This is a genomic window from Nocardioides immobilis, assembly GCF_003515065.1.
In the GTDB taxonomy this organism is placed as follows: domain Bacteria; phylum Actinomycetota; class Actinomycetes; order Propionibacteriales; family Nocardioidaceae; genus Nocardioides; species Nocardioides immobilis.
In genome coordinates this window covers 15,435-37,399 of sequence record NZ_QXGH01000051.1, presented here as the reverse complement: position 1 = coordinate 37,399, position 21,965 = coordinate 15,435, and the positions used below count along the sequence as shown (strand labels likewise).

25 protein-coding genes and 1 tRNA gene are annotated in these 21,965 nt (G+C 70.3%); 6 read left to right on the top strand and 20 right to left on the bottom strand.

What is annotated here, in order from left to right; genetic code table 11:
• Nucleotides 1–190 precede the first annotated feature (190 nt).
• Nucleotides 191–724 carry a HEPN domain-containing protein gene (locus D0Z08_RS30625; protein WP_147381595.1) on the top strand — a complete coding sequence of 178 codons (534 nt, stop codon included), beginning with the start codon at nt 191–193 and terminating at the stop codon, nt 722–724.
• A gap of 69 nt (nt 725–793) precedes the next feature.
• Here the strand turns inward: D0Z08_RS30625 and D0Z08_RS30620 are convergent, their stop codons facing one another.
• From D0Z08_RS30620 to D0Z08_RS30610, 3 genes are all read right to left on the bottom strand, one after another.
• A complete protein-coding gene (locus D0Z08_RS30620) occupies nt 794–1,756 on the bottom strand; it encodes a hypothetical protein (protein WP_118929073.1) in 963 nt (320 codons plus the stop codon).
• Nucleotides 1,757–2,001: 245 nt separating this feature from the next.
• Nucleotides 2,002–2,496, bottom strand: a complete 495-nt coding sequence (locus D0Z08_RS31795) for a hypothetical protein (protein WP_147381594.1) — start codon at nt 2,494–2,496, stop codon at nt 2,002–2,004.
• A 234-nt stretch (nt 2,497–2,730) separates the two neighbouring features.
• Nucleotides 2,731–2,804 (bottom strand) — tRNA-Pro (locus D0Z08_RS30610).
• Between the two features lie 180 nt (nt 2,805–2,984).
• On the opposite strand from D0Z08_RS30610, the gene D0Z08_RS30605 reads away from it, so the two are divergent.
• Nucleotides 2,985–3,488 carry a PAS domain-containing protein gene (locus tag D0Z08_RS30605; RefSeq protein WP_118929071.1) on the top strand — a complete coding sequence of 168 codons (504 nt, stop codon included), beginning with the start codon at nt 2,985–2,987 and terminating at the stop codon, nt 3,486–3,488.
• Between the two features lie 87 nt (nt 3,489–3,575).
• Nucleotides 3,576–4,166, top strand: a complete 591-nt coding sequence (locus tag D0Z08_RS30600) for a hypothetical protein (protein ID WP_118929070.1) — start codon at nt 3,576–3,578, stop codon at nt 4,164–4,166.
• Nucleotides 4,167–4,170: 4 nt separating this feature from the next.
• On the opposite strand, the gene D0Z08_RS30595 is transcribed toward D0Z08_RS30600, so the two are convergent.
• Nucleotides 4,171–4,386 (bottom strand): hypothetical protein, encoded by a 216-nt coding sequence (locus D0Z08_RS30595; RefSeq protein WP_118929069.1) that lies wholly within the window; start codon nt 4,384–4,386, stop codon nt 4,171–4,173.
• A 74-nt stretch (nt 4,387–4,460) separates the two neighbouring features.
• On the opposite strand from D0Z08_RS30595, the gene D0Z08_RS30590 reads away from it, so the two are divergent.
• Nucleotides 4,461–4,919 carry a hypothetical protein gene (locus tag D0Z08_RS30590; RefSeq protein ID WP_118929068.1) on the top strand — a complete coding sequence of 153 codons (459 nt, stop codon included), beginning with the start codon at nt 4,461–4,463 and terminating at the stop codon, nt 4,917–4,919.
• Here the strand turns inward: D0Z08_RS30590 and D0Z08_RS30585 are convergent.
• On the bottom strand, nt 4,902–8,174 hold the full coding sequence (locus D0Z08_RS30585; protein ID WP_118929067.1) for an error-prone DNA polymerase: 3,273 nt from the start codon (nt 8,172–8,174) through the stop codon (nt 4,902–4,904). The genes D0Z08_RS30590 and D0Z08_RS30585 overlap by 18 nt on opposite strands.
• Before the next feature lie 106 nt (nt 8,175–8,280).
• On the opposite strand from D0Z08_RS30585, the gene D0Z08_RS30580 reads away from it, so the two are divergent.
• Nucleotides 8,281–8,532, top strand: a complete 252-nt coding sequence (locus D0Z08_RS30580; protein WP_118929066.1) for a hypothetical protein — start codon at nt 8,281–8,283, stop codon at nt 8,530–8,532.
• Nucleotides 8,533–8,570: 38 nt separating this feature from the next.
• Nucleotides 8,571–9,263, top strand: coding sequence for an MBL fold metallo-hydrolase (locus tag D0Z08_RS30575; protein WP_118929065.1), 693 nt, complete (start codon nt 8,571–8,573; stop codon nt 9,261–9,263).
• Here D0Z08_RS30575 and D0Z08_RS30570 read toward each other — a convergent pair.
• From D0Z08_RS30570 to D0Z08_RS30500, 15 genes are all read right to left on the bottom strand, one after another.
• The gene (locus D0Z08_RS30570) at nt 9,260–10,108 is read right to left on the bottom strand and encodes an LLM class flavin-dependent oxidoreductase (protein ID WP_245994667.1); all 849 of its coding nucleotides are present in this window, start codon (nt 10,106–10,108) and stop codon (nt 9,260–9,262) included. The two genes, D0Z08_RS30575 and D0Z08_RS30570, sit on opposite strands and share 4 nt — an antisense overlap.
• Complete coding sequence (locus D0Z08_RS30565; RefSeq protein ID WP_118929064.1) at nt 10,105–10,749, bottom strand: hypothetical protein; 645 nt, start codon at nt 10,747–10,749, stop codon at nt 10,105–10,107. The genes D0Z08_RS30570 and D0Z08_RS30565 overlap by 4 nt, the downstream gene beginning before the upstream one ends.
• A gap of 54 nt (nt 10,750–10,803) precedes the next feature.
• Nucleotides 10,804–12,450 carry a DNA polymerase Y family protein gene (locus D0Z08_RS30560; RefSeq protein ID WP_118929063.1) on the bottom strand — a complete coding sequence of 549 codons (1,647 nt, stop codon included), beginning with the start codon at nt 12,448–12,450 and terminating at the stop codon, nt 10,804–10,806.
• Nucleotides 12,447–13,055 (bottom strand): hypothetical protein, encoded by a 609-nt coding sequence (locus D0Z08_RS30555; protein WP_147381593.1) that lies wholly within the window; start codon nt 13,053–13,055, stop codon nt 12,447–12,449. Before D0Z08_RS30555 ends, D0Z08_RS30560 begins: the two co-directional genes overlap by 4 nt.
• A gap of 61 nt (nt 13,056–13,116) precedes the next feature.
• The gene (gene der / locus D0Z08_RS30550) at nt 13,117–14,484 is read right to left on the bottom strand and encodes a ribosome biogenesis GTPase Der (protein ID WP_118929061.1); all 1,368 of its coding nucleotides are present in this window, start codon (nt 14,482–14,484) and stop codon (nt 13,117–13,119) included.
• Nucleotides 14,481–15,203, bottom strand: a complete 723-nt coding sequence (locus D0Z08_RS30545; protein WP_118929060.1) for a lysophospholipid acyltransferase family protein — start codon at nt 15,201–15,203, stop codon at nt 14,481–14,483. The genes der and D0Z08_RS30545 overlap by 4 nt, the downstream gene beginning before the upstream one ends.
• Nucleotides 15,204–15,219: 16 nt before the next feature.
• A complete protein-coding gene (gene cmk / locus D0Z08_RS30540; protein ID WP_245994666.1) occupies nt 15,220–15,903 on the bottom strand; it encodes a (d)CMP kinase in 684 nt (227 codons plus the stop codon).
• 11 nt (nt 15,904–15,914) lie between these two features.
• On the bottom strand, nt 15,915–16,985 hold the full coding sequence (locus D0Z08_RS30535; RefSeq protein ID WP_118929059.1) for a prephenate dehydrogenase: 1,071 nt from the start codon (nt 16,983–16,985) through the stop codon (nt 15,915–15,917).
• 23 nt (nt 16,986–17,008) lie between these two features.
• Entirely contained in the window at nt 17,009–17,416 is a 408-nt protein-coding gene (locus D0Z08_RS30530) for a VOC family protein (protein ID WP_118929058.1), read from the bottom strand.
• On the bottom strand, nt 17,409–18,233 hold the full coding sequence (locus tag D0Z08_RS30525) for a helix-turn-helix domain-containing protein (protein ID WP_245994665.1): 825 nt from the start codon (nt 18,231–18,233) through the stop codon (nt 17,409–17,411). Before D0Z08_RS30525 ends, D0Z08_RS30530 begins: the two co-directional genes overlap by 8 nt.
• Before the next feature lie 30 nt (nt 18,234–18,263).
• Nucleotides 18,264–19,031 (bottom strand): pseudouridine synthase, encoded by a 768-nt coding sequence (locus D0Z08_RS30520; RefSeq protein WP_118929057.1) that lies wholly within the window; start codon nt 19,029–19,031, stop codon nt 18,264–18,266.
• Nucleotides 19,028–19,693: an SMC-Scp complex subunit ScpB gene (scpB, locus tag D0Z08_RS30515; RefSeq protein ID WP_118929056.1), complete on the bottom strand. Its 666-nt coding sequence runs from the start codon at nt 19,691–19,693 to the stop codon at nt 19,028–19,030. Before scpB ends, D0Z08_RS30520 begins: the two co-directional genes overlap by 4 nt.
• Entirely contained in the window at nt 19,683–20,567 is an 885-nt protein-coding gene (locus D0Z08_RS30510) for a segregation and condensation protein A (protein WP_245994664.1), read from the bottom strand. The genes scpB and D0Z08_RS30510 overlap by 11 nt, the downstream gene beginning before the upstream one ends.
• Before the next feature lie 7 nt (nt 20,568–20,574).
• On the bottom strand, nt 20,575–20,946 hold the full coding sequence (locus tag D0Z08_RS30505) for a hypothetical protein (RefSeq protein WP_118929054.1): 372 nt from the start codon (nt 20,944–20,946) through the stop codon (nt 20,575–20,577).
• On the bottom strand, nt 20,931–21,950 hold the full coding sequence (locus D0Z08_RS30500; RefSeq protein WP_425454081.1) for a ParA family protein: 1,020 nt from the start codon (nt 21,948–21,950) through the stop codon (nt 20,931–20,933). Before D0Z08_RS30500 ends, D0Z08_RS30505 begins: the two co-directional genes overlap by 16 nt.
• Nucleotides 21,951–21,965: the final 15 nt, after the last annotated feature.

Here is a 21,965-nt window from a genome sequence, read left to right as displayed (position 1 = left end):
ATCGGCTTGTTGGTCTCTTCGACGATCCGGACAGCTCCCTCACGGAACTCCCGGTCGTACTTCTTCCGCTTCTCTGGCATCTCGATCCTCATTGTCGATGCCTCTACGGTCCGGGGGGAACCTCAGACTGCCAGCCGTCGCGCGATGGGTCGTCGTGCGCGACGAACTACGGCACCCCGTGGACGCACTCATGACAGTCCGCTATGGCCGGGTGGGCTACCTCGAAAACCGCTTCCAGAACGTGGTTGGTGCGGCAGAGGCACTGCACCGCGTGAGGTTCCCGAATGAGTTGAGGCCTCGCGAGGAGTACCGCGCTTTCAAACGAATGCTGGTGAAGCACGTGCCCTCGGAGCACCAACAGTGGCTTCACTCCCAACTCCAGTACAGCAACGAGCCTCGCCTGCTTCAGCGGTTGCGCGACCTCGTTGCCATGGGCGGCGAGCAGGCGGAGGCTCTTGTAGGCGACGTCAGCACTTGGTCGGAAGAAGTGCGAGATGTAAGGAACGGATTCGTGCATGAGCCGGCTCGCAACTCTCCAGTGAGTTCGGAGCGAGTCCACTACCTCAGCGAATCTTTGTACTTCGTCTTGGTTCTGGACCTCATGCGAGAGTGCGGCTATGACCGAGAGGTATCCCAGTCGATTGGGAACCATCGCCAGGTCGAGTGGGTCAAGGAGCGTCTACGGGCAACCCGTGCCGTAACGACGGACGACGCCACCGACTAGGACCCGCGTTCGCTCCCTAATGGGGCTATTGGCGCACCCGACGTGGCACGGGGCAACGCGGACAAACCGTTAACTGCCCTCGACGTCATCGAGGTAGTACAACAACTCCATGCCCATCGACGGCACGGCCACCGTGACGCCAGAATCCGAAGGCGGCTGGAGTATCGCTTTTACGCCGTCGGCTGTGACCCACCGCATCTGAGTCGCGTCCCACGGTTCGTCGAGGTATCGATGTTTGGCGACCGCCCAGAGGTTCGCCAACTGACGGATGGCTACCGACGTGAGCACCAGAGTTTGTTCCGGATTGAGCCAAACCGTCTTCTGAAACCATCGCTTGCCACGCCTCCCATCGGCCACCGTCAAGTAGGTGATGGATGGGCCATCGGCGCTGACTGACAACGGCCCGCCCTGGTCACCCCACGCCAATGCGGCGGCTCCAGGCAGGACGGAGAGACCGTGCTTGGCCGAGTTGTACAACGGGCCCTCATCGAGTAGCCGTCGACCGAGATGCGCCATCAGCAGTACCAAGCCATCTTTGATGGCGGTCCACTTCTCATCGTCCTCGCCCGGCGTCGGGTGACCGACGAACGCGTTCATGAGCGACGCCGCCGACTCAGCAGAGCGACGGTCGACCAGAAACGCTTCAACCTTCTTCTTGAAGTGACTAGGGATGCGAAGCCGCGCCACTGCGAGCCAGGGACACTCAGGACTCTCAGCATGCGCGAGGTAGAGACGAAACAGAGCCTCAGCGGTGTGGTGGAGAAGAACGGTGGACTCGGCGCTGACGTAGTCCCTTAACGCGACATCGTCCCACTCGTCGGGAGTCGACCACGTTGCGTGGACCTCCCCGATGCTCAACCTCTCGTCAAACGCCTCCCGCAGCCTGGTTGGCGCCTGGACAGCCAGGAATAGGCTGCGGTACCGCTGCATCAGATAGTCATGCGGCGCGAGGCTGCCGCCATAGAACTGCCGGTTCAGTTCCGGGAACTGCTCTGGAGCGAGGTTGCGGTCCTCGGGTGCCTGCTTGACCATCTCGGAAGCGTAGGCGTCGGGTGCTCGTCTCGCCCAGACTCTGGGCGCACTATCCAGTTCGGCTCAGCGCCATCGGAACGCACATCAAGCGTGTGCGAGCGGTTTATGCATTTTGAGACTCAAAAGGTTCGGTCTGGAGGCGAAAGACTGCGCAGAGTTGGCGATTGACCACGCAAAGTAGAACACGTTCTCGTTAGCGTGTGATGGATGTTTCCTAGAGTCAGCCGTACCGACGACCAGGCGCCTCACGATGGCATGCCCTTGTACCTATTCGCGACGAGAGTCTGAACTGTAAGCACCGTCGCGACCACGTCGGACGTTTGCTGGCCACGGAAGTCGGTAGACCCCGCGTCTAGAACCCGCTCTGCGTACTGAAGCCAGTACTCGAACGCTTTCAGCATGATTCCGAAAATGTTGAGGAACTCGCCATCGAGAGTGCCTGCCAGTGCGGTCCATTCAGCAACCCCGTGCCGGTGACGCTGGCGACCGAGCGCCAACGACTCCCGAAGCGGTCGCTCCTCGACTAGCGTCGTCATTACCTCAGACGCCACGGCCTCGGCGCGGCCAAGAGCCGCCAGACGACGGTCTCGCTCGGGACCCGACGATTCACGAGCGAGCGCTTCTCGCTCTAGTCGAAGCCGCTCGCGCTCGGCGCGAGGTGCAACTAGGTACGAGAACGCCGCAGCCAAGCCTCCCCCTCCGACGATGCTTACCGCAGCGGTCGCCCAGTCAATGGCCATGTCACGAACAATCAGACCATGGCGCGGGTCGCGAAGGAACGTCTGCGGCTGTGTCGCACGCACCAGTGAGCGCCGAGAAGCACACAAGGGTGTGTTGGGAGCCCTCGGAGTTGGTGGATAACCCGAGAATCGCAAAATTGACCTGTGTTGGACCTGTGTTGCCGAGCACTACGAAGACAGCACGAGGCGGTGTCGAAAGTTGTCGACACCGCCTCTGACCTGCAGTTTCTTCGGTCGGGCTGACAGGATTTGAACCTGCGACCCCTTGACCCCCAGTCAAGTGCGCTACCAAGCTGCGCCACAGCCCGAAGCTTCGTCCGGGATCGCCGTCCGAAGCGGAGGGAACACTACCGCAGGGTGCTCACCCGTCCCGAATCCGGTCCCTCTAGCCCGTTCGAACTAGAGCCGGTGTCGATCGGTCAGTTCTCACCCCGGTCGTCCCCGCCGTGCAATCCGCAGTCCTAAGGTCGCAACCGAAGGGGGCGAAGATGAGAAAGACTACTGAGCGTGCACTCCGCGAAGAGCTCGAGCTGACCCGCCAACTCCTGGCGGACCTCCAATCCCGCGTCGACGAGGCGCAGCAGCTGGCCAACATGGGCGACTACGACTGGCACATCGAGACCGACACGAACTCGTGGTCCGACCAGCTGTATCGGATCTACGGCTACGAACCGCAGGAGTTCAATGCGTCGTACGACCGGTTCTTGTCGATGGTGCATCCGGACGACCGCGAAGCCGTGATCGCGACTCACCAGGAGATGTACCGCGTAGGCGGGAGCTGGAGGATGACCGAGCGGATCGTCCGGCCCGATGGCGAGGTCCGCCACCTCGTCACCAACGGCGTGGTCGTGATGGACGAGAACGGCACCCCGGTGCGGATGCGAGGCACCTGCCTCGACGTCACCGACCGGGTCCGCGCCGAGGCTGCCAGCGAGGAGCTTGCTGCCACCCTGCGCGAGATCACTTCCGTGGTAGCGCAGCGGGCGGGCTAGGCGTAGTTTCCTTAGGTGGGCCCGACGGGGTCCCGGGAGCCTCGATCGGACCTGGCGCCACTGTGCGCCCGACCCCGAGGAGGCAACGTGTTCATCCAGATCATCCAGGGCAAGTGCACCCGGCAGGACGAGCTTCACGAGCTCGCCGACGAATGGCGTCGCGACCTCGCCCCCGGCGCCCCGGGTTGGCTCGGCGGCACCTACGGCTTCACCGACGACGGGATGTTCGTCGGCGTGGTCCGCTTCGAGTCACGGGACGCCGCGATGGCGAACTCCGAGCGCCCCGAGCAGGGCGAGTGGGCGGATCGGATGATGGAGCTCATGGACGGCCCCGTGGAGTTCCACGACTGCGACGACGTGACGATGCTCCTCGACGGCGGGTCCGACCAGGCCGGCTTCGTCCAGATCATCCGTGGCAAGGTCGACGACCCCGATCGCCTCAAGGCGATGTTCGCGGACACCGACACGATCCACGAGATGCGGCCCGACATCATCGGCGGCACGCTCGCCATCGAGCCGGACGGCACCTTCACCGAGTGCGTGGCGTTCACCAGCGAGGACGAGGCACGCGCGGGCGAGCAGAACGAACCGCCCGACGAGATGCGTCGTGACCTCGAGTACGCGATGGCGGACGCGACGTTCTACGACCTGCACCACCCGTGGTTCGCGTCAGCCTGACTGGTCACACGTGGTGGTGGCCGTAGTGGTGCTCCTCGACCCGCTCGCGCCGCGAGCGGATCGAGGCCCACGTGAGTGCGAGCACGATCGTCGCAGCGCCCATGACGACGAGCAGTACGCCGAGCGCGGAGTCGGCGACGTACGGGATGTCGACGGTGATGACGTCGAGCACGACCACGAGGCCCAGCAACAGCATGACGACGCCAAGGCCGATACCCATGGTTCCTCCTTGGATCGGGAACGTTCATCGGTTTCACCTGCAGTACCCGCAGTCTTGAGGTTCACTCTGGTCACATGAACCGCATCCGACTTGCTGCCGCCCTGCTCGTACCGCTGCTGGTGACGGCCTGTGGCGATGGTGACGACGAGGCGGCGGACGACGAGGAGACCTCGACCGACGGCGGGACGCCGGAGGAGGAGGCGATCAGGGACACGCTCGTGCAGTCCCTGCTCGACCCGCGGTGCGACCTGCTCACCGAGGAGTACCTGCTCGAGATCTCGTTCGGCGCCGAGGACTACGACGTTGCGTGCGAGCAGCGGGGCGAGTCCTGGGTGGAGCCGCAGTACGACGAGGACGACATCGTGGTCTCCGACATCGTGGTGACCGGCGACACCGCGACCGCGGTGATCGGCGACAACTTCTCGAACGTCACGACGACCTACGAGCTCACTCTGGTCGACGGCGAGTGGAAGGTGAGCTGCGACGAGATCAACTGCGACCACGACCTGGAGCCGTCACCGGAAGTCTCGTGACGCCTGCCGGGCCTGGAGCGCCGACCCGGCGCCCGGCACCAGCACGTCGAGAGGGACGACCTGGTCCGCCACCAGGTTGACGACGCCGTCGTTGCGCTCGAGCTTGCCGCGGATGATGACGGCGACCCGGTTGCGGGCCGCCTGACGGTGTGCGCGCATCACGCCCTGGGAGCAGATCACGTTGAGCATGCCGGTCTCGTCCTCGAGGTTGAGGAAGGTGATGCCCATCGCCGTCCCCGGCCGCTGCCGGTGGGTGACCAGGCCGGCGACCCGGACCCGCCGCCCACTGTCGGTCTGCCAGAGGTCGGTGATGGGGAGGATCCCCGCTGCCGTCAGGTCGGGGCGGAGGTGCTCGATCGGGTGTCGCTCCGGTGAGATCTTGGTCGCCCAGAGGTCGGCGAGGGTGAGCTCCTCGTCGCTCATGCCGGGCAGCGTGGGTGGCGGCGGGGCCGGGGTGCTGCCCGGTAGCTGTCCGTCGGTCTCGGCGTAGCCGGACATCCACAGCGCCTGCCGCCGGTCGAGGCCGAAGCCGTCGAACGCGCCGGCCGTGGCCAGGGCCTCGAGCTGGGCAGAGGTGAGACCGGCCCGGCGCGACAGGTCGGTGATGTCGCCGTACGGCGCCGCCGTCCTCTCCGCGACGATCCGCTCGGCCACCTCCGTGCCGATCCCCCGGACCGAGTCGAGCCCGAGCCGTACGGCGAGGGCGCCGTCGTACCGAAGCGGGTCCTCGACCGGATCCGTCTGCTCGAGGCCGGCCTGAGCACCCGAGAGCTGGATGTCGGGGCGCAGCACCGTCACTCCGTGTCGTCGCGCATCGGCCACGAGCGACTGCGGGGAGTAGAAGCCCATCGGCTGGTTGCGCAGCAGCCCGGCGAGGAACGCCGCCGGGTAGTGCAGCTTGAACCACGACGACGCGTAGACGAGGAGCGCGAAGCTGAGCGCGTGGGACTCGGCGAAGCCGAAGTTGGCGAAGGACAGGATCTTCACGTAGATGCCGTCGGCCTTGTCGCCGGTGATGCCGCGGCGCGCCATGCCGGCGTACAGCTTCTCCTTGACCTTCTCGATCCGCTCGACGCCGCGCTTGGACCCCATCGCCCGGCGGAGCAGGTCGGCGTCGTCTCGACTGCAGTCGCCCAGGGTCACCGCCATCGCCATCAGCTGCTCCTGGAACAGCGGGACGCCGAGGGTCCGTCCGAGCACCGGCTCGAGCGACGGGTGGTCGTAGGTGACCGGCTCCTTGCCGGTGGCGCGACGGATGTAGGGATGGACGGCACCGCCCTGGATCGGTCCTGGCCGGATCAGTGCGATCTCGATGGCGAGGTCGTAGAAGGAGCGGGGCTTGAGCCGGGGCAGGGTGCCGATCTGGGCGCGGCTCTCGACCTGGAACACCCCGATCGAGTCGGCCCGGCAGAGCATGTCGTAGACCTCGGGTTCCTCCTTCGGGATCGTCTCCAGCTCCCAGCGGGTGCCGAGGTGCTCGTCGATCAGCCGCATCATGTGGTCGAGGGCGCCCAACATTCCCAGCCCGAGCAGGTCGAACTTGACCAGCCCCATCGACTCGCAGCCGTCCTTGTCCCACTGCAGGACGGTGCGGCCCGGCATCCGGGCGCGCTCGATCGGGCACACCTCGCCGATCGGTCGTTCCGTGAGCACCATGCCTCCGGAGTGGATGCCGAGGTGGCGCGGGGCGGACAACAGCTCCTCGGCGAGCGACACGACCTGCCGCGGGATCTCCGACTCCCCCTCGACCGCGCTCGCCCACCCGTCCACCGACTTCGACCAGGCATCCTGCTGACCGGTGGAGAAGCCCAGCGCCTTGGCCGCGTCGCGGACCGCCATCCGCGGGCGGTAGCTCACGACGTTGCAGACCTGGGCGGCGTTGCGCCGGCCGTAGGTCTCGTAGACCCACTGGATGACCTCCTCCCGGCGGTCGGAGTCGAAGTCAACGTCGATGTCGGGCTCCTCCTCACGGTGCTCGGAGATGAACCGCTCGAACGGGAGCCGGTAGTAGACCGAGTCGATCGCGGTGATCCCGAGCGCGAAGCAGACCGCCGAGCTGGCCGCCGATCCTCTGCCCTGGCACAGGATCCCCTGGCTCCTCGCGAACGAGACGATGTCGTGGACGATCACGAAGTAGCCGGCGAAGTCCTTGCGGAGGATCACCTCGAGCTCTGCCTCGACGCGCTGCCTCGCCTCGCGCTCGTGGGGCGCGCCGGCGTACCGCTCCTGGAAGCCGCGCTCGGTGAGGATCCGCAACCAGGAGCCCGGGGTCTCGCCCTCGGGGATCCCCCGCTTGGGCAGCCTCGGCGATGCCTTGTGGAGGTCGAAGGCGAGCTCGCCGGCCAGGGTGACGGTGTGGCTGATGGCGCCCGGGTAGCGGCCGAACAGCCGCTCCATCTCCGCTCCGCTGCGCAGGTGCGCGGAACCCGAGAGGTCCAGCCAGCCGTCGAGTTCGGCGATGCTGCGCCGTGCGCGGATCGCGGCCATGGCTGCGGCGAGCCGTCGCTTGTCGGGGGTGGCGTGGTGGACGTTGCCGGTGGCGACCACCGGGAGGCCGCGGTCGCGGGCGATCGCCGCCAGTCGGTCGTTGGTCTCGTCGTCGCCGGGCTTGCCGAGGCCGTTGAGCTCGACGACGACGTTGTCGTGACCGAACCTGCCGACCAGGTCGTCGATCGCCTCCGGCGACCGCATCCCCTTGCGGCAGCCGGTGAGGATCAACCAGTGGTCGCGGCCGATGTCGGCGAGGTCGTCGAGGTCGTACGACGGCCGGCCCTTCTCGTCACCCGTCAGGTGCGCCTCGGTCATCGCGGCGGCGAGCCGGTGGTAGCCCTCCACTCCCCTGGCCAGGACCAGCAGGTGGCGGCCTTCGGGATCGGCGATCCCGTTCTGCGGGCCGCTCAGCCCGAGGGACAGCTCGGCCCCGTAGATGCTGGGGATCCCGTAGCCGGCGCTGGCCTCGGCGAAGAGCGGTGCGCCGGCGAAGTTGTCATGGTCGGTGATGGCGAGCGCGCTCAGGCCGAGCCTCGCTGCCTCGATGACCAGGTCGTGCGGAGAGCTGGCACCGTCCAGGAAGCTGAAGTGGCTGTGGCAGTGCAGCTCGGCGTACGGCGTCGCCGTCTCGGGGCGGGTGATCTCCTGCAGCTCTGCCGACGGCCGCTTGCGGCGAGACACGGGTGCGTCCTCGACGCCGGGCACCCTGCCCGACAGTCGGCGCTCGATCTCCCGCCACGGGACCGGCGGGTTGCTCCAGCCCATGGCCCTATCCTAGTCGAACACGTGTTCGATCACAATCGGGACGGATGAACCTCGACGGACAGGGCACCTGCATTCACGAGGCATGGAGCGAACGAGGGAGAGACCGATGGCAGAGAGCGACCAGGAGATCCGACGACCTGAACCCAAGGCCGAGCCGCCGGCACCGCCCCCGGGTGGGGCGAACGCGGTGCCGGGCGTCGGCGGCGAGGGCTCGTACACCAATGTCCCGCGCGACCCCGACCCCGACCTGAACCCGGAGACCGACGAGCTCCCGGTCGAGACCAAGCAGCCTGACGACACCGACACCGAGGCGACCAAGGGCGGCACCGAGAAGGAGGCGGAGAGCGAGCCCGCCTAGCTCCGCAGCCCCGCTCACCGCCGCCGTACGGTGGGGGGATGCGCATCGACGACGTACGCCGGATCACCCTCGGCACGTTCGTCCGGCCCGCCGAGGAGACCGGGGGCGAGCCCCGCGTCGAGGCGGTCTACGGCTACCTGGTGCGCCATGAGCACGGCCTGGTGCTCCTCGACACCGGGATCGGCGAGGGCGACGCCGAGGCGGACGCGTGGTACCGCCCGCAGCGCGTTCCGCTCCAGCGGGCGCTGGACACCGCCGGCGCCGCGATCGCCGACCTCGACCTGGTCGTCAACTGTCACCTGCACTTCGACCACTGCGGCGGCAACCCGTTCCTCGGCAGCACGCCGATCCTCGCCCAGCGCACTGAGCTCGCGACGGCCAGGGCCGGCGACTACACGCTCGACCACCTGCTGGACCACGCCGGCAGCAACTACCAGGAGATCGACGGCGAGACCGAGCCGCTCCCCGGCCTCCACGTGATCCCGACGCCGGGCCACGTCGCCGGCCACCAGTCACTCGTCGTCGAGTGCGACGACGGCTCGATCGTCCTTGCCGGCCAGTCGCACGACACCGCCTCCGCCTGGAGCGCCGACGTCCTCGCCAGCACCGCGCGCGACCTCGGGCACGTCGACCCGCTTCCGCTCGCTCCCGACTGGATCGAGCGGCTGCTCGCCTTCGACCCGAGGCGCGTGGTCTTCGCCCACGACGCCGCGGCCTGGGAACCGAGCTAGCCCCGAGCCCGCGCTGCGATCGCCTCGACGACGGCCGGGTCCGCGTCCCACTCGGTGCCCGGCCGTGGCCAGTGGAGCGCCACGTCGGTGATCCCGATCTCCGAGTAGCGGCCGGCGAGGTCGTCGTATGCCGCCGCGGACGCGAGCCACGGCTCGCCGGTGAACCCGGTGAGCAGCAGCCGTGGCATCGAGGCGAAGTCGCGGCCGGCGGCCGCGCAGGTCTCGGCCATCCGCTCGACCATCCGTCGTACCTCGTCCTCGGGCTGGTCCGTCTCCGGGCCGACCACCCACCCCTGTCCGAGCCGGGCCGCCAGCCGCATGCCGCGCGGGCCACCAGCGGCGATCCAGAACGGCGGGCGCCGCTGGACGAGGCCGGGCGAGACGGTGACACCGCGCGCCGACCAGTACTCCCCTGCCACCGACACCGACTCTCCGGTGAGCAGCGCGTCCAGCTGGGTCACCCACTCCTCGAACCGGTCGGCCCGCTCGCGTGGCGTCCACTCCCGGTCGAGCACGTCGCCGTCGGAGGTCGGCGCGCTCCCGCCGGCGCCGATGCCGAGCGTCAGCCGGCCACCGGAGATCCGATCGATCGTCCGTGCGGCCGCGGCGGTCGGCACGGGCGTCCGGAAGTTGGCGGACGTCACCAGGGTGCCGAGCCGGATCCGCGACGTGATCGCTGCGGCCGCAGCGAGACTCGTGTAGGCGTCGTCCCAGGGCGTGTGCCCGCGCCAGGCGAGGTGGTCGTAGATCCAGGCGCCCGCGAAGCCGAGCTCCTCCGCGCGCCGCCACGTGTCGGCCATCTCCGGCCAGTCGTGGATCGGCCAGAGGACGACGTGGGGCGTCACCCGCGGGTGGACTTGAGCCGCTGCTCGAGCTCGGCGAGCACGCTCTTGCGTGCCTTGCCCGCCATCTCGAGGTCGCGCACCTTGCGCAGGGCACCCGCGCTCAGGCCGGTGAGCCGGGGCTTGATCTCGGCGACGGTCAAGCGGGAGTAGCCCGGGATCGGCTCATTGGGTACGACGTCCGTCGCCGGCTTGGCAGACGACTTCGGGGCCGACTTCGGGGCCGACTTCGGGGCCGACTTCGTCGCCGCCTTCGGGGCAGTCTTCGCCGATCTCGATGTGCTCCTGGGCTTCTTCGCCGGCAGGCCGGGTGCCTTGCGGACGGTCTCGGCGACCATGCCGGCCGCCTTGCCGGCGGTCGCCATCACCGGCTCGATCCCGGCGCCGATGCTCTTGCGGGTCTGTGCCGTCACCGAGTCCAGCACCTGCAGCAGGGCCTGGGAGTAGTCCTTGCTGCTCGCCAGGAGCTGGGTGATCAGGCGATCGGCGTCGCTCCGGGTGAGCGTGCCCCGGGCAACGAGGTCGTCGACGATCTCCTGGACCCTGGCCCGCTGGATGGTCAGGCTGTGCTCGAGGGCGCCGTGCAGGGCCCTGAGGTTCTTCGTCACCACGGTGATGTCCACGGACGGTGTCTTCGGCGCCATCGGGGCCTCCCTGACTGAGCAGATGATGGAGCGAGGTCCTTCGCACACTACTGCTCAGTCGTACCCTGCCTCCACCTCCCAGCCCGCGGCACGCCACACCAGCAGCCAGGCACGGCCGTCCACCCCCACGACCTGGAACCGCGCGGACCTGCCACTTCTCCCCGAGGTCTCGGTCGACAGCCACCACGCCTCGTCCACCGGCCACGGGCCGGCCCAGGACGAGACGGGCGTCCAACGTCGTACGGCGACATCGGGTGCCGCGTCGATGCGGTAGCGCCACGGCTCGCCGGTGACGACACCGCGCTCGGTGACCGCCACCGTCCGGCCGGCCTCGTCGACCACGTCGGCCAGCAGTGGCGGCGAGAACACCCGCGCCGGAGCCGGACCGGGGATCCGTCCCGGCCACGGCCGGTCCACCGGGCGGAGCCCGACCGGTCGCTCGCCCCAGGGGATGCTCGCCTGCCGGTCGGCGACGCTCCGGCCGCCCTGGAGCACCGGAGACCGCACCGCGTCGAAGCCGATCATCGCCTGCACCCGCGCCACACCACGGGTCACCTGCTCGTCCGCGCCACCGCCCCACAGCCCGTCGGCGTGGTCGGCGGCCGCCTCCACGGTCTCGGGCAGGAAGCGCACCCGCTCGATCGCCGCCCTGACCGCACCCGAGTCACGACGGCTGCGCAACCCGGACCCGGCCGTCCCGGCCTGCAGCTGCCAGTGGACGCGGTCGACGAGGTCACGTGAGGTGAAGCACCGCGGATGCAGCCAGGTCCGCGCCGACGTCACGACACCGTCTGCCTCCGCCTCGATGCGTACGGCGACCGCGACCAGCTGGCGCCCGGCCAGCCCCTGCACGAACCGCTCGGCGGTGGTGCGGACGCTGAAGCAGACCGCCTCCGCCGACTCCAGAGGCGGCTCGAAGCCCACCTCGCACGCGAGCTCCGGAGGGGGCGTCCGGGAGCCGAGGGCAGTCGGCGCCCCACCGCGAGCCCGCTGCCACACACTCAGCCCGAACCCCCCGAACCGGTTGCTCACCTCCGCGGCGGAGAGCCGCGCGAAGTCGCCGAGCGTCGTCAGCCCGAGCCGGCGCAACAGGTCGGCCAGCTCACGACCCTCTGCTGATCCATGGGCTCCCCCGTCGGTGAGATCGGCGAGGACCCGCACCGGGAGCGCCTGCACGAAGGGCGCCGACCTGCCGGGCGGCACCACCACGCAGTCCTGCACCAGCGCCTGGCGGGCAGCCTGCTCGGCCGTGAACAGGTCGTCGGCGACACCGAGCCGGCAGTCCCACACGCCGGTCTCGACCAGGCGCTGGGCAACGATCGCGGCGGCGTGCGGCTCGCCTCCGAAGTAGCGCCCGGGCGCGGGCACGGCGAGCAGGCCGGGACGGATCGGCGCCACCCCCGGGCGCAGCTCCTCGACCGTGGCCAGCACCGGCTCGAAGTAGCGCGCGTCGCGCTCGGGATTGGCGGGGAGCAGCACGAGCTCCGGGCACCTCGCCTGGGCATCGCGGCGGCGCTGGCCGCGTCGTACTCCCTCCGCACGGGCAGCGGTGTTGCACACCTCGACCACGTTGTTGCTGAGTACGGCGGCCGGCTGGTTGCTCGAGGCGCGTCCCTCGCTCCCCGGGTCGCCCGTCTCGGCCAGCTCGAACAGCCCGGCGGTGACCGACCAGTCGGGACACCAGGCCACGAGCACCCTCATTGGAGGACGAGATCGCGCGCCGAGCGCTGCCCACCGCGGGTGACCGCGACCCTCAGCTCACGGTGGTCGAGCCGGCCACGACCGCGACCGACGCCGTCCCAGACGACCCGCTCCGCACTCAGCCGCGCCTCGACCCGTGGCCACTCCCCCCAGACCACGAGGACGGAGGACCGGGCGCGCAGCCGGGCGTCGAGCACCGACGCCGACTTCGCGTCGACCAGGGCGGTGGGCTTGAGCACGACCACCTTGAGCACGTCGACCAGGGCCGCGGTGACCTCGAGCCACAGCTCGCCCGGCTCGGGCACCAGCACCGTCCTCCGCAGGTCGATGCCCCACTGGGTCGCCGCCTCCGCGCCGAAGTCGTCCCAGCCCGCGAAGCCCACCCACTCCCCGGAGCGGGACGCCCCGGCCGCCAGCCCGAGCGCGAGCGAGGCGGAGTCGACGGCATAGCTCGCTCCGGTGCGCAGCTGCACCAGACCCTCCAGCGCGGGGTGGACCGGGACCGTCAGCCGGGTCGGTGCGCCCTGGAGCGACTCGATCCGGCGCTGGAGCGCAGCCACCACGTCGCCGGTGGGGCGAACGACTTCGAGGGGCTGTGCACTCACTCACCCATGTTCGAACATCTGTTCGAACAATTCAAGTGCGTCTCACGCTGCACCCCGGAAGTCAGCGCTTCCGCTTCTCCCGCGGCTTCACCGTGATCACGATCGGCGTCCCGACGAACCCGAACTCCTCACGCAGCCGACGCTCGATGAAGCGCTCGTAGCCGGCGTCCAGCTTGCCCGAGGTGAAGAGCACGAACGTCGGCGGCGCGGTGCTCGCCTGGGTGCCGAAGAGCACCTTCGGCTGCTTGCCGCTCCGGACCGGGTGCGGGTGCTCGGCCACGAGCCGCCCGAGGAACGCGTTCAGCGCGCCCGTCGTGACCCGGGTCTCCCAACCCTCCAGCGCCTTGTCGATCGCGGGTACCAGCCGGTCGATGTGCCAGCCGGTCTTCGCCGTGATGTTGATCCGCGGCGCCCATTGCACCTGGACCAGGTCGCGCTCGATCTCCCGGTCGAGGTAGTAGCGCCGCTCCTCATCGACCAGGTCCCACTTGTTGAACGCGATGACCAGCGCCCGGCCGGACTCCCTGACCGCCTGGAGGATCCGCACGTCCTGCTCGGCGATCGACTCCTGGCCGTCGAGCACGAGGACGCACACCTCGGCGCGCTCGATCGCGGTCGAGGTCCGCAGCCAGGCGTAATACTCGTGGCCGGACGCCTCCTTGACCCGCTTCCGGATGCCCGCGGTGTCGACGAACCGCCAGGTCCTGCCGCCCAGCTCGACCAGCTCGTCGACCGGGTCGACGGTGGTGCCGGCGACGTTGTCGACGACGACCCGCTCCTCCCCCGCGAGCTTGTTGAGCAGCGAGGACTTGCCGACGTTGGGCCGGCCGACGATGGCGACCCGGCGCGGTCCGCCGTACTCCCTCTCGGAGACGGCCGGCGGCTCCGGCAGCACCGCGAGCACGGCGTCCAGCAGGTCGCCCGAGCCACGTCCGTGCAGAGCGGAGACGACGTACGGCTCCCCCAGCCCGAGGTTCCAGAGCCCGTAGGCCTCGGCCTCGGCGCGTTCGTCGTCGACCTTGTTGGCCGCGAGGATGACCGGCTTGCCCGAGCGGCGCAGGATCTTCACGACCTCCTCGTCGGCGTCGGTGATGCCGACGGTGGCGTCGACGACGAAGAGCGTCGCGTCGGCGAGGGAGACCGCGATCTCGGCCTGCGCGGCGATCCGCTCGGCCAGCCCGCGGGCGTCGGGGTCCCAGCCTCCGGTGTCCACCACGGTGAACGCCCGGCCGTTCCACTCGGCGTCGTAGGAGACCCGGTCCCGGGTCACGCCCGGGACGTCCTCCACGACCGCCTCGCGGCGGCCGAGGATCCGGTTGACCAGGGTGGACTTGCCGACGTTGGGCCGGCCCACGACGGCCAGCACCGGCACCGGACCCGACGGCAGGTCCTCCGCCGCCAGCTCGGTCGCGCTGTCGTGCTCACTCATAGGACTTCTCCTGAAGGTAGGGGGCCGGGCAGGCTGCGGCCGGTCTCGGCCAGCGCTTCCTTCAACCCGGTCAGCATCCGCTGGTGCAGGTCTTCCGACAGTGCGGAGACATGGGCGCTCAGCCGCGGCCACGGTACGGCGTCGACCTGCACCGGGTGCCCGACGACGATGTCGATCCGTGCCCGCCTCGGCGGGAGCGAGTTGCTGTGGCCGCCGGGCTCCCGGCTGCCGATGAAGGTGATGGGTACGACGGTCGCACCCGTCACCAGCGAGAGGTACGCCGAACCGCGGCGGAAGCTGTCGAGCTCGCCGTTGCCGCGGGTGCCCTCCGGGAACACGCCGACCGCCCCGCCGTCGCGCAGCACCCGTAGAGCCACCCGGACTGCCCGCGGGTCGGCCCGGAACCGGTCCAGCGGAATCTGGCCCGCGAGGGTCAGGAACCAGCCGAGCCTGCTCTGGAACATCTCGATCTTGGTCAGCGCGTGGACCGGACGCGGCGCGAAGATCGCCATCAGTGGCCCGTCGATCACGCCGATGTGGTTGCCGACCACCACGACCGGCCCGCGCTCGGGGAACCGATCCGCGTGGTGGACGCGCACGTCGTACCACCGCCGGATGATCCACCGGGTCAGGGGACGGCCGCCGTGCAGCAGCCACCGGCGGGGGTACCGGACGCCATCGCTGCGCGGCCGCTCGAGATGAGCGGACGCGGTGCTCACGGTGCTGTCGCCCTGCTCATGGCGAGACGTCTGCCGGCGCGGTCGCGAGGCTGACCACCCGGTCGACGACCTGGTCGAGGGTCAGGTCGGTCGTGTCGATGTGGACGGCCCCGTCAGGCATCGTCAGCGGCGCCACCGCCCGCCCGGAGTCGATCCGGTCGCGGTGCAGCAGCGACTCCTGGGTCGCCGTGACGTCGTCGGACCCGGCCTCGGCGGCCCGACGCGCGGCCCGCGCGGCCGGGTCGGCCGTGAGATAGACCTTGAGACCGGCGTCCGGCCAGACGACCGAGCCGATGTCACGGCCCTCGACGACGATGCCGCCACCGGCGATGATCGCCCGCTGCAGCTCGACCAGGCGCGCCCGGACGGCCGGCACCGCGCTCACCGGCGAGACCGCCGCGTTGACGGCGTCGCTGCGGATCGCGACCGCTACGTCGACCCCGTCGAGGGTGATCGTGGGGTTCAGCGGGTCGGTGCCCGACTCGAGGCGGGGCGTCGCGGCGTGCGCGCTCACCTCGTTGACCTCGTAGATGTTGACGTCGTGCTGCAGCATCCACCAGGCCACCGCGCGGTACATCGCGCCGGTGTCGAGATAACGCAGCCCGAGCCGGTCGGCGACCGCCCGGCAGGTGCTCGACTTGCCCGAGCCCGACGTACCGTCGACGGCCACGACGAGCGAGCTCAGATCACCTGCATCCACAGGCGACCATGCTACCGGTGAGTCACCCAACCCCTCGATTCGAGCGCAGCCAGCAGCTCCTCCGCGCGGCTCTCCGCGACGTCGAGCTCGACCAGGCCGACCGGCCGGCCCGGGTCGTGGTCGATCCGCACGTCCTCGATGTTGACGCCGCTGGCCCCGACATCGGCGAACAGCCGGGCCAGCTCGCCTGGATGGTCCGGCACGGCGACGTGCACGGCCGCGACCGCCTGCATCGGCCCGCCGTGCTTGCCGGGAATGGCGCGGGTGCCGGCCAGCCCGTGGGCCAGCAGCGACTCGAGGCCGGCGCGGTCGCCGTCGGCCACGGCGTCCAGGGCGAGGTCGAGGCGGTCGCGAACCTCGCGCAGCAGCACCGCTACCGCCTCGCTGTTCCCGCCGATGATCTGGCTGTAGAGCGCCGGGTCGCCGCCCGCGACCCGGGTCACGTCGCGGACGCCCTGGCCGGTGAGGGCGAGGTGCTCGGGCGCGGCGCCGGCGAGGGTGCCGGCGACCAGGGAGGCGAGCAGGTGGGGCACGTGGGACGTGCGTGCGACGGCCTTGTCGTGCTCGGCGGGGGTCAGCATGACGGGCACCGCACCGCAGATCTCGACGAGCGTCGCGACCCGGCGAACAGCGGTCGCCGCGGCTCCTGCGTGGGCCGTGATCGCCCACGGCCGGCCGCTGAACAGGTCGGCCGACGCCGCCAACGGCCCGGACCGCTCGCTGCCTGCCATCGGATGGCTGCCGACGTAGCGCGAGAGCGCCCGATGGCCGGCGACGGCGGCGAGCGGAGCCGCCTTCACGCTGCCGACATCGGTCACGACCGTGTCCTCGCCGGCGGCGTCGAGGGCGGCTTCGATCGCCTCACCGAGGTGGTCGGGAGGCACCGCCACCACGACCAGCGCAGCCACGTCCCCTGGCAGCTTCGGGTGGCCGGCCCCGAGGCCGGACGCGGTGCGCAGGTGCTCAGGCGACGTGTCGGACAGCAGTACGTCGATGCCGGCCCGCCGGCAGGCGAGGGCGATCGAGGTGCCGATCAGTCCTGCGCCGACGACCTCGACCGGGCCGGGAAGGAGATCAGACACGCGGTAAGGCTAGCGATCCCCTCTCACGACGGCTGGTAGGACCCGAAGGACCAGTGGTTCCCCTCCGGGTCGAGCACGCTGCCACTGCGGCCGCCGTACTCCTGGTCGACCATCGGCCGCTGCACGGTCGCACCTGCCGCGACGGCGGCGTCGAAGACCCTGTCCGGGTCGTCGGCGACCAGGTAGAGGCCGGACTTCCCGGGTTCGTGCAGCGGGCTGTCGTCGCGCCGGGCGCCGAACATGATGCCGCCGCCACCGGGCCACACCCACTCGGCGTGGGCCACCCGGCCCTCCTCGTCGCGGTAGGTCGCGTGCTCGCGGAACCCGATCACCCGCAGCCACTCGACCATCCGGTCGACGTCGTCGAAGGCCATGGCCGCCCAGAGGCGCACGCCGGCCGCCGTGGTCGAAGTCTCTCTCGTCTCAGTCATGGTCCCAGCCTGCGTCCCCACCGGGCCCGCCGTCTTGAACGAACGGGAACTCCTCGCGGAGCCAGGTGGTCGGCGAGCAGCCGGCGAGCGCCGACCACTCCCGACTGAGGTGCGCCTGGTCGCTGTAGCCGCAGCGGGCCGCCACCTCGGCGAGAGGGACCCGGCCGAGCAGGCCGCGGGCCAGCTCGAACCGTGCCACGCGCTGGAACTCCTTCGGGGTGACGCCACACTCGTCCCGGACCAGGGTCGACAGCCGCCGGCGGCTGTACCCGACCTCCTCGGCGACCTCGGTCACCCGGACCCCTCGGGTCAGCCGCGCCAGCGCGTGACCCACCTCCACCTGGGGGCCGGTGCCGTCCGAGTGGGCGACGAGGGACGCGAGCGTGCGGTCGACGACGGAGATCCGCTGCGGCCAGGTGGCCGCGTCGTGGAGCCGACCGGGGAGCTCGCGCAGCGGCCGCGGCACCACGGCCTCGTCGACGTCGGTGAGAGTGCCGGCGAGCGCGGCGGCAGGAAGGCCGAGGATGGCTCGGGCTCCGGCGATGGTGAGGGCGAGCTGGACGCCGCGCTGGCTGCCGTCGTGGTGGACGGCGGCCGGCGCGGGATGCAGGCCCGAGAGGGACGACCACGCGGAGTGGAGGGAGTCCGCCTTGCCGTCCCAGGAGACGCGGAGGGGTTCGTCGAGCGGCAGCACGAACGTGAGCGAGGTCCCCGGTAGGCCGCGGTGCACGCCGGGCGCACCGAACTCGACGTCGTAGGGGATCCTCGCGACGACGTACGGCCGGAGCCCGTGAGGCACCGGAGGAACCGGGATCACTCCCCCACGGTAGCCCGGCGCGGCCCGCCGCTAGAGCCCGACGGACTCCAGGAGCTGACCGAGCTCGTCGTTCGTGAGCTCACGCGTCTCGCCCGCGGGGAGCGTGCCGAGCTCGACCGGCCCGAACCGGGTGCGGGTCAAGAGCTTCACCGGGTGGCCCACGTGGTCGAGAAGCCGGCGCACGATCCGGTTGCGACCCTCGTGGATGACCAGCTCCACGATCGACTTGTTCGCGGCGGCGTCGATCACCCGGGCCCGTCGTACCCGTACCGGCCCGTCGTCCAGCTCGACCCCGGCCAGCAGGTCCGCGATGGTGCCGCGGGCCAGCCGACCGTCCACCTCGGCGACGTACGTCTTCTCGACCTCGTACGACGGGTGCGCCATCCGGTGCGCGAAGTCGCCGTCGTTCGTGAGCAGGAGCAGGCCCGACGTGTCGGTGTCGAGGCGGCCGACGTGGAACAGCCGCAGCGCCGGGTCCTCGGCGAGGCGGTCGGCGACCACGTCGCTGATCGTGCGCCGACCTCCGGGGTCGGCCATCGTCGAGACCACGCCGCGCGGCTTGTTGAGCACCAGGTAGACGTGGTCGCTGATCGGCGGCAGCCGCTGTCCGGAGACCTTGATGACCGCCGTGCGTGGGTCGACCTTGGTCCCGAGCCGGGTGACGATCTCGCCGTCGACCTCGACCTCCCCGTCGAGCATCAGCTCCTCGCACTTCCGGCGGGATGCGACGCCCGACTGGGCCAGGAGCTTCTGCAGCCGGACCAGGCCCTCGTCGTCGGTCTCGATCTCGCGGGTCACGACTCCCCTTCGGGATCCTCGACCGGATCCACCGGCTCCACCTCGGGCCCCACCTCGGGCTCCGCCGTCACGGCGTCCGGTCCGGCAGCCTGGGACGCGAGCTCGTCCTCCATGTCCGACATCTCGGGCAGGTAGGGCGCCAGCTCGGGGAGCTCGTCGAGGGAGACGACACCGATCCGCTCGAGGAAGTACGTCGTGGTGCGGTAGAGGGTGGCGCCGTGCTCGCCGTCGTGCCCGGCCTCCTCGACCAGGCCGCGGTTGACGAGGGTCCGCATCACGCCGTCGACGTTGACACCGCGGATCGCCGACACCCGGGCCCGCGACACCGGCTGCTGGTAGGCGACCACCGCGAGCGTCTCCAGGGCGGCCTGGGTCAGCCGCGCCTGCTGGCCGTCGAGCACGAACGCCTCCACGACGGAGGCGAACTCGTCGCGGGTGTAGTACCGCCAGCCACCCGCGACGTTGCGCAGCTCGAACCCGCGGCCCTGCTCGTCGTACTCCCCTGCGAGCGCAGCGAGCGCCTCGGCGACCTCTCCCTCGGGATAGCCCACCGCGGTCGCGAGGGCGACCTGGTCGAGCGGCTGGTCGGCGACCATGAGCACCGCCTCGAGGGCGGGGCGCAGCTCGGCCACGGGTACGGCGAGGACGTCGTCAGTCGTCATCTGTCTTCTCCTCGGGCTGGTCATGGGGCTGGTCGTCGGGCCCGTCGTCGGGCGGGTGGTCGGGCGGGGGTGCGCCGTCGAACTCGTCGGTGATCACGGCGTCGACGTCGATGTCGTGGTCGGTGCCGGTCCACCGCACGCTCAGCTCGCCGAGCGCGGTCGCCTGCTCGAAGGCAACCACGCCCTCGCGGAACAGCTCGAGCAGCGACAGGAAGCGCGCCACCGTGGTGAGAGTGTCGGGCGAGTCCCCACAGAGGGCCCGGAACGTCATCGTCCCGGAGCGCTGCAGCCGGTCCATCACGATCCCCGCCTGCTCTCGGACGCTGACGGCCGGTGCGTGGATGTGGTGGAGGGTGATCTCGGCGTCCGGCTTGGGCTCGAGCGCCCTGGCGGCGAGGCCCGCGAACTGCTCGAGACCGATGCCGATCAGCACCTCGGGAAGCAGACTGGCGAACCGGTCCTCCAGCCCGACCGCACGCGGGTAGCGGCGCGACTCGGCTGCGAGCCGTACGTCGAGCACGCCGGCGATCTGCTTGTAGGCCTTGTACTGCAGCAGCCGCGCGAACAGCAGGTCACGCGCCTCGAGCAGGGCGAGGTCCTCCTCGTCCTCGACATCACCCTGGGGCAGCAGCCGGGCGGCCTTGAGGTCCAGCAGGGTCGCGGCGACGAGCAGGAAGGACGTCGTCTCCTCCAGATCGACGTTGCCGTCGGCCGTCAGCCTCTTCGTGTGGGCGATGAACTCGTCGGTGACCTGGGAGAGAGCGATCTCGGTGACGTCGAGCTTGTGCTTCGAGATCAGGCTGAGCAACAGGTCGAACGGGCCCTCGAAGTTGTCGAGGCGCACCTCGAACGGACTTCGATCGGCAGTCGTCACCGACGAATCATGACTCACGCAGTCGCCTGACCAGCGCGGAGTCCTCCCCGTGAGCCTCGAAGTCGGCCAGCACCAGGCTCACTGCCTCGCGCACCAGCCGGCCGCGGTCGACGGCGAGCCCGTGCCCGCCGCGGAGCGCCAGCCGGACCTGCTCGATCTCCACCAGCTCCTCGGAGGTGACGTAGACCGTCATCTTCTCGTCGTGCCGGATCCGGCCGGACGGCCGCTTCTCGGCGGCCGGCTCCGCGGCGCCGCCTTCAGCGGGCGCGTCCGGTACGGCGCGGACGCGTCCCTTCCTCGCCGCCGGCGCGTCGGCGGCGGGGTCGGAGGTCGGGCGGAAGAGGTCGTCGGCAGTCGGCAGGCTCACACGTCGAGACACCGCAGCGCCACCTCCTTCGCCAGCTGGCGATAGGCCTCGGCGCCGCCCGAGTCGGAGGCGTACGAGGTGATCGGCTCGCCGGCGACGGTGGAGTCGCTGAACTTCACGGTCCGACGGATCACCGTGTGGAAGACGTGGTCGCCCCAGGCCTGGACGAGCCGCTCGAGCACCTCGCGCCCGTGCAGGGTGCGGCCGTCGAACATGGTGCCGAGCACGCCGTCGATCTCGAGCCGGGGGTTGAGGCGCTCCTGGACCTTGTCGATCGTGTTCTTGAGCAGCGCGACGCCGCGGAGGGCGAAATACTCGCACTCGAGCGGGACGATCACGCCGTCGGAGGCCGTCAGCGCGTTGACCGTGAGCAGGCCCAGCGACGGCTGGCAGTCGATGAGGATGACGTCGTACGCCGCGATCGCCGGCGCGAGCACGCGCTGCAGCGTCTGCTCGCGGGCCACCTCGTGCACGAGCTGGACCTCGGCCGCGGACAGGTCGATGTTGGAGGGCAGCAGGTGCATCCCCGGCACCCCCGACGGCACCACGACGTCCTCGAGCCGCGTGGTGCGGTCCATGAGGAGGTTGTAGACCGTCTTCTCCATCTCGTGCGGGTTGAGGCCGAGCCCCACCGACAGCGACCCCTGCGGGTCGAAGTCGACCAGCAGCACCCGGCGGCCGTACTCCGCCAGGGCGGCGCCGAGGTTGATCGTGGTGGTGGTCTTGCCGACCCCACCCTTCTGGTTGCACATCGAGATGACGCGGGCCGGGCCGTGCTCGGTGACCGGCTTGGGGTCGGGCAGGACCGGCATCGGGCGGCCGGTGGGGCCGAGCGGCAGGTCGGAGGCCACGGGTGCAGCCGGTGCTGCGGCCTCGGGGGCCGCCTCCTCGGCCGGTGGCGCAGCAGGCGTCGGTGGTGCGAAGGGAAGCAGGTCGGACACGTCGTTCCTCTCGGGGACTCTGGCCCGAGGCGGCATGTCGGGAGCGCTGGAACCTGTGGAGAACCCACCCATCATCGAACCGTCACCTCG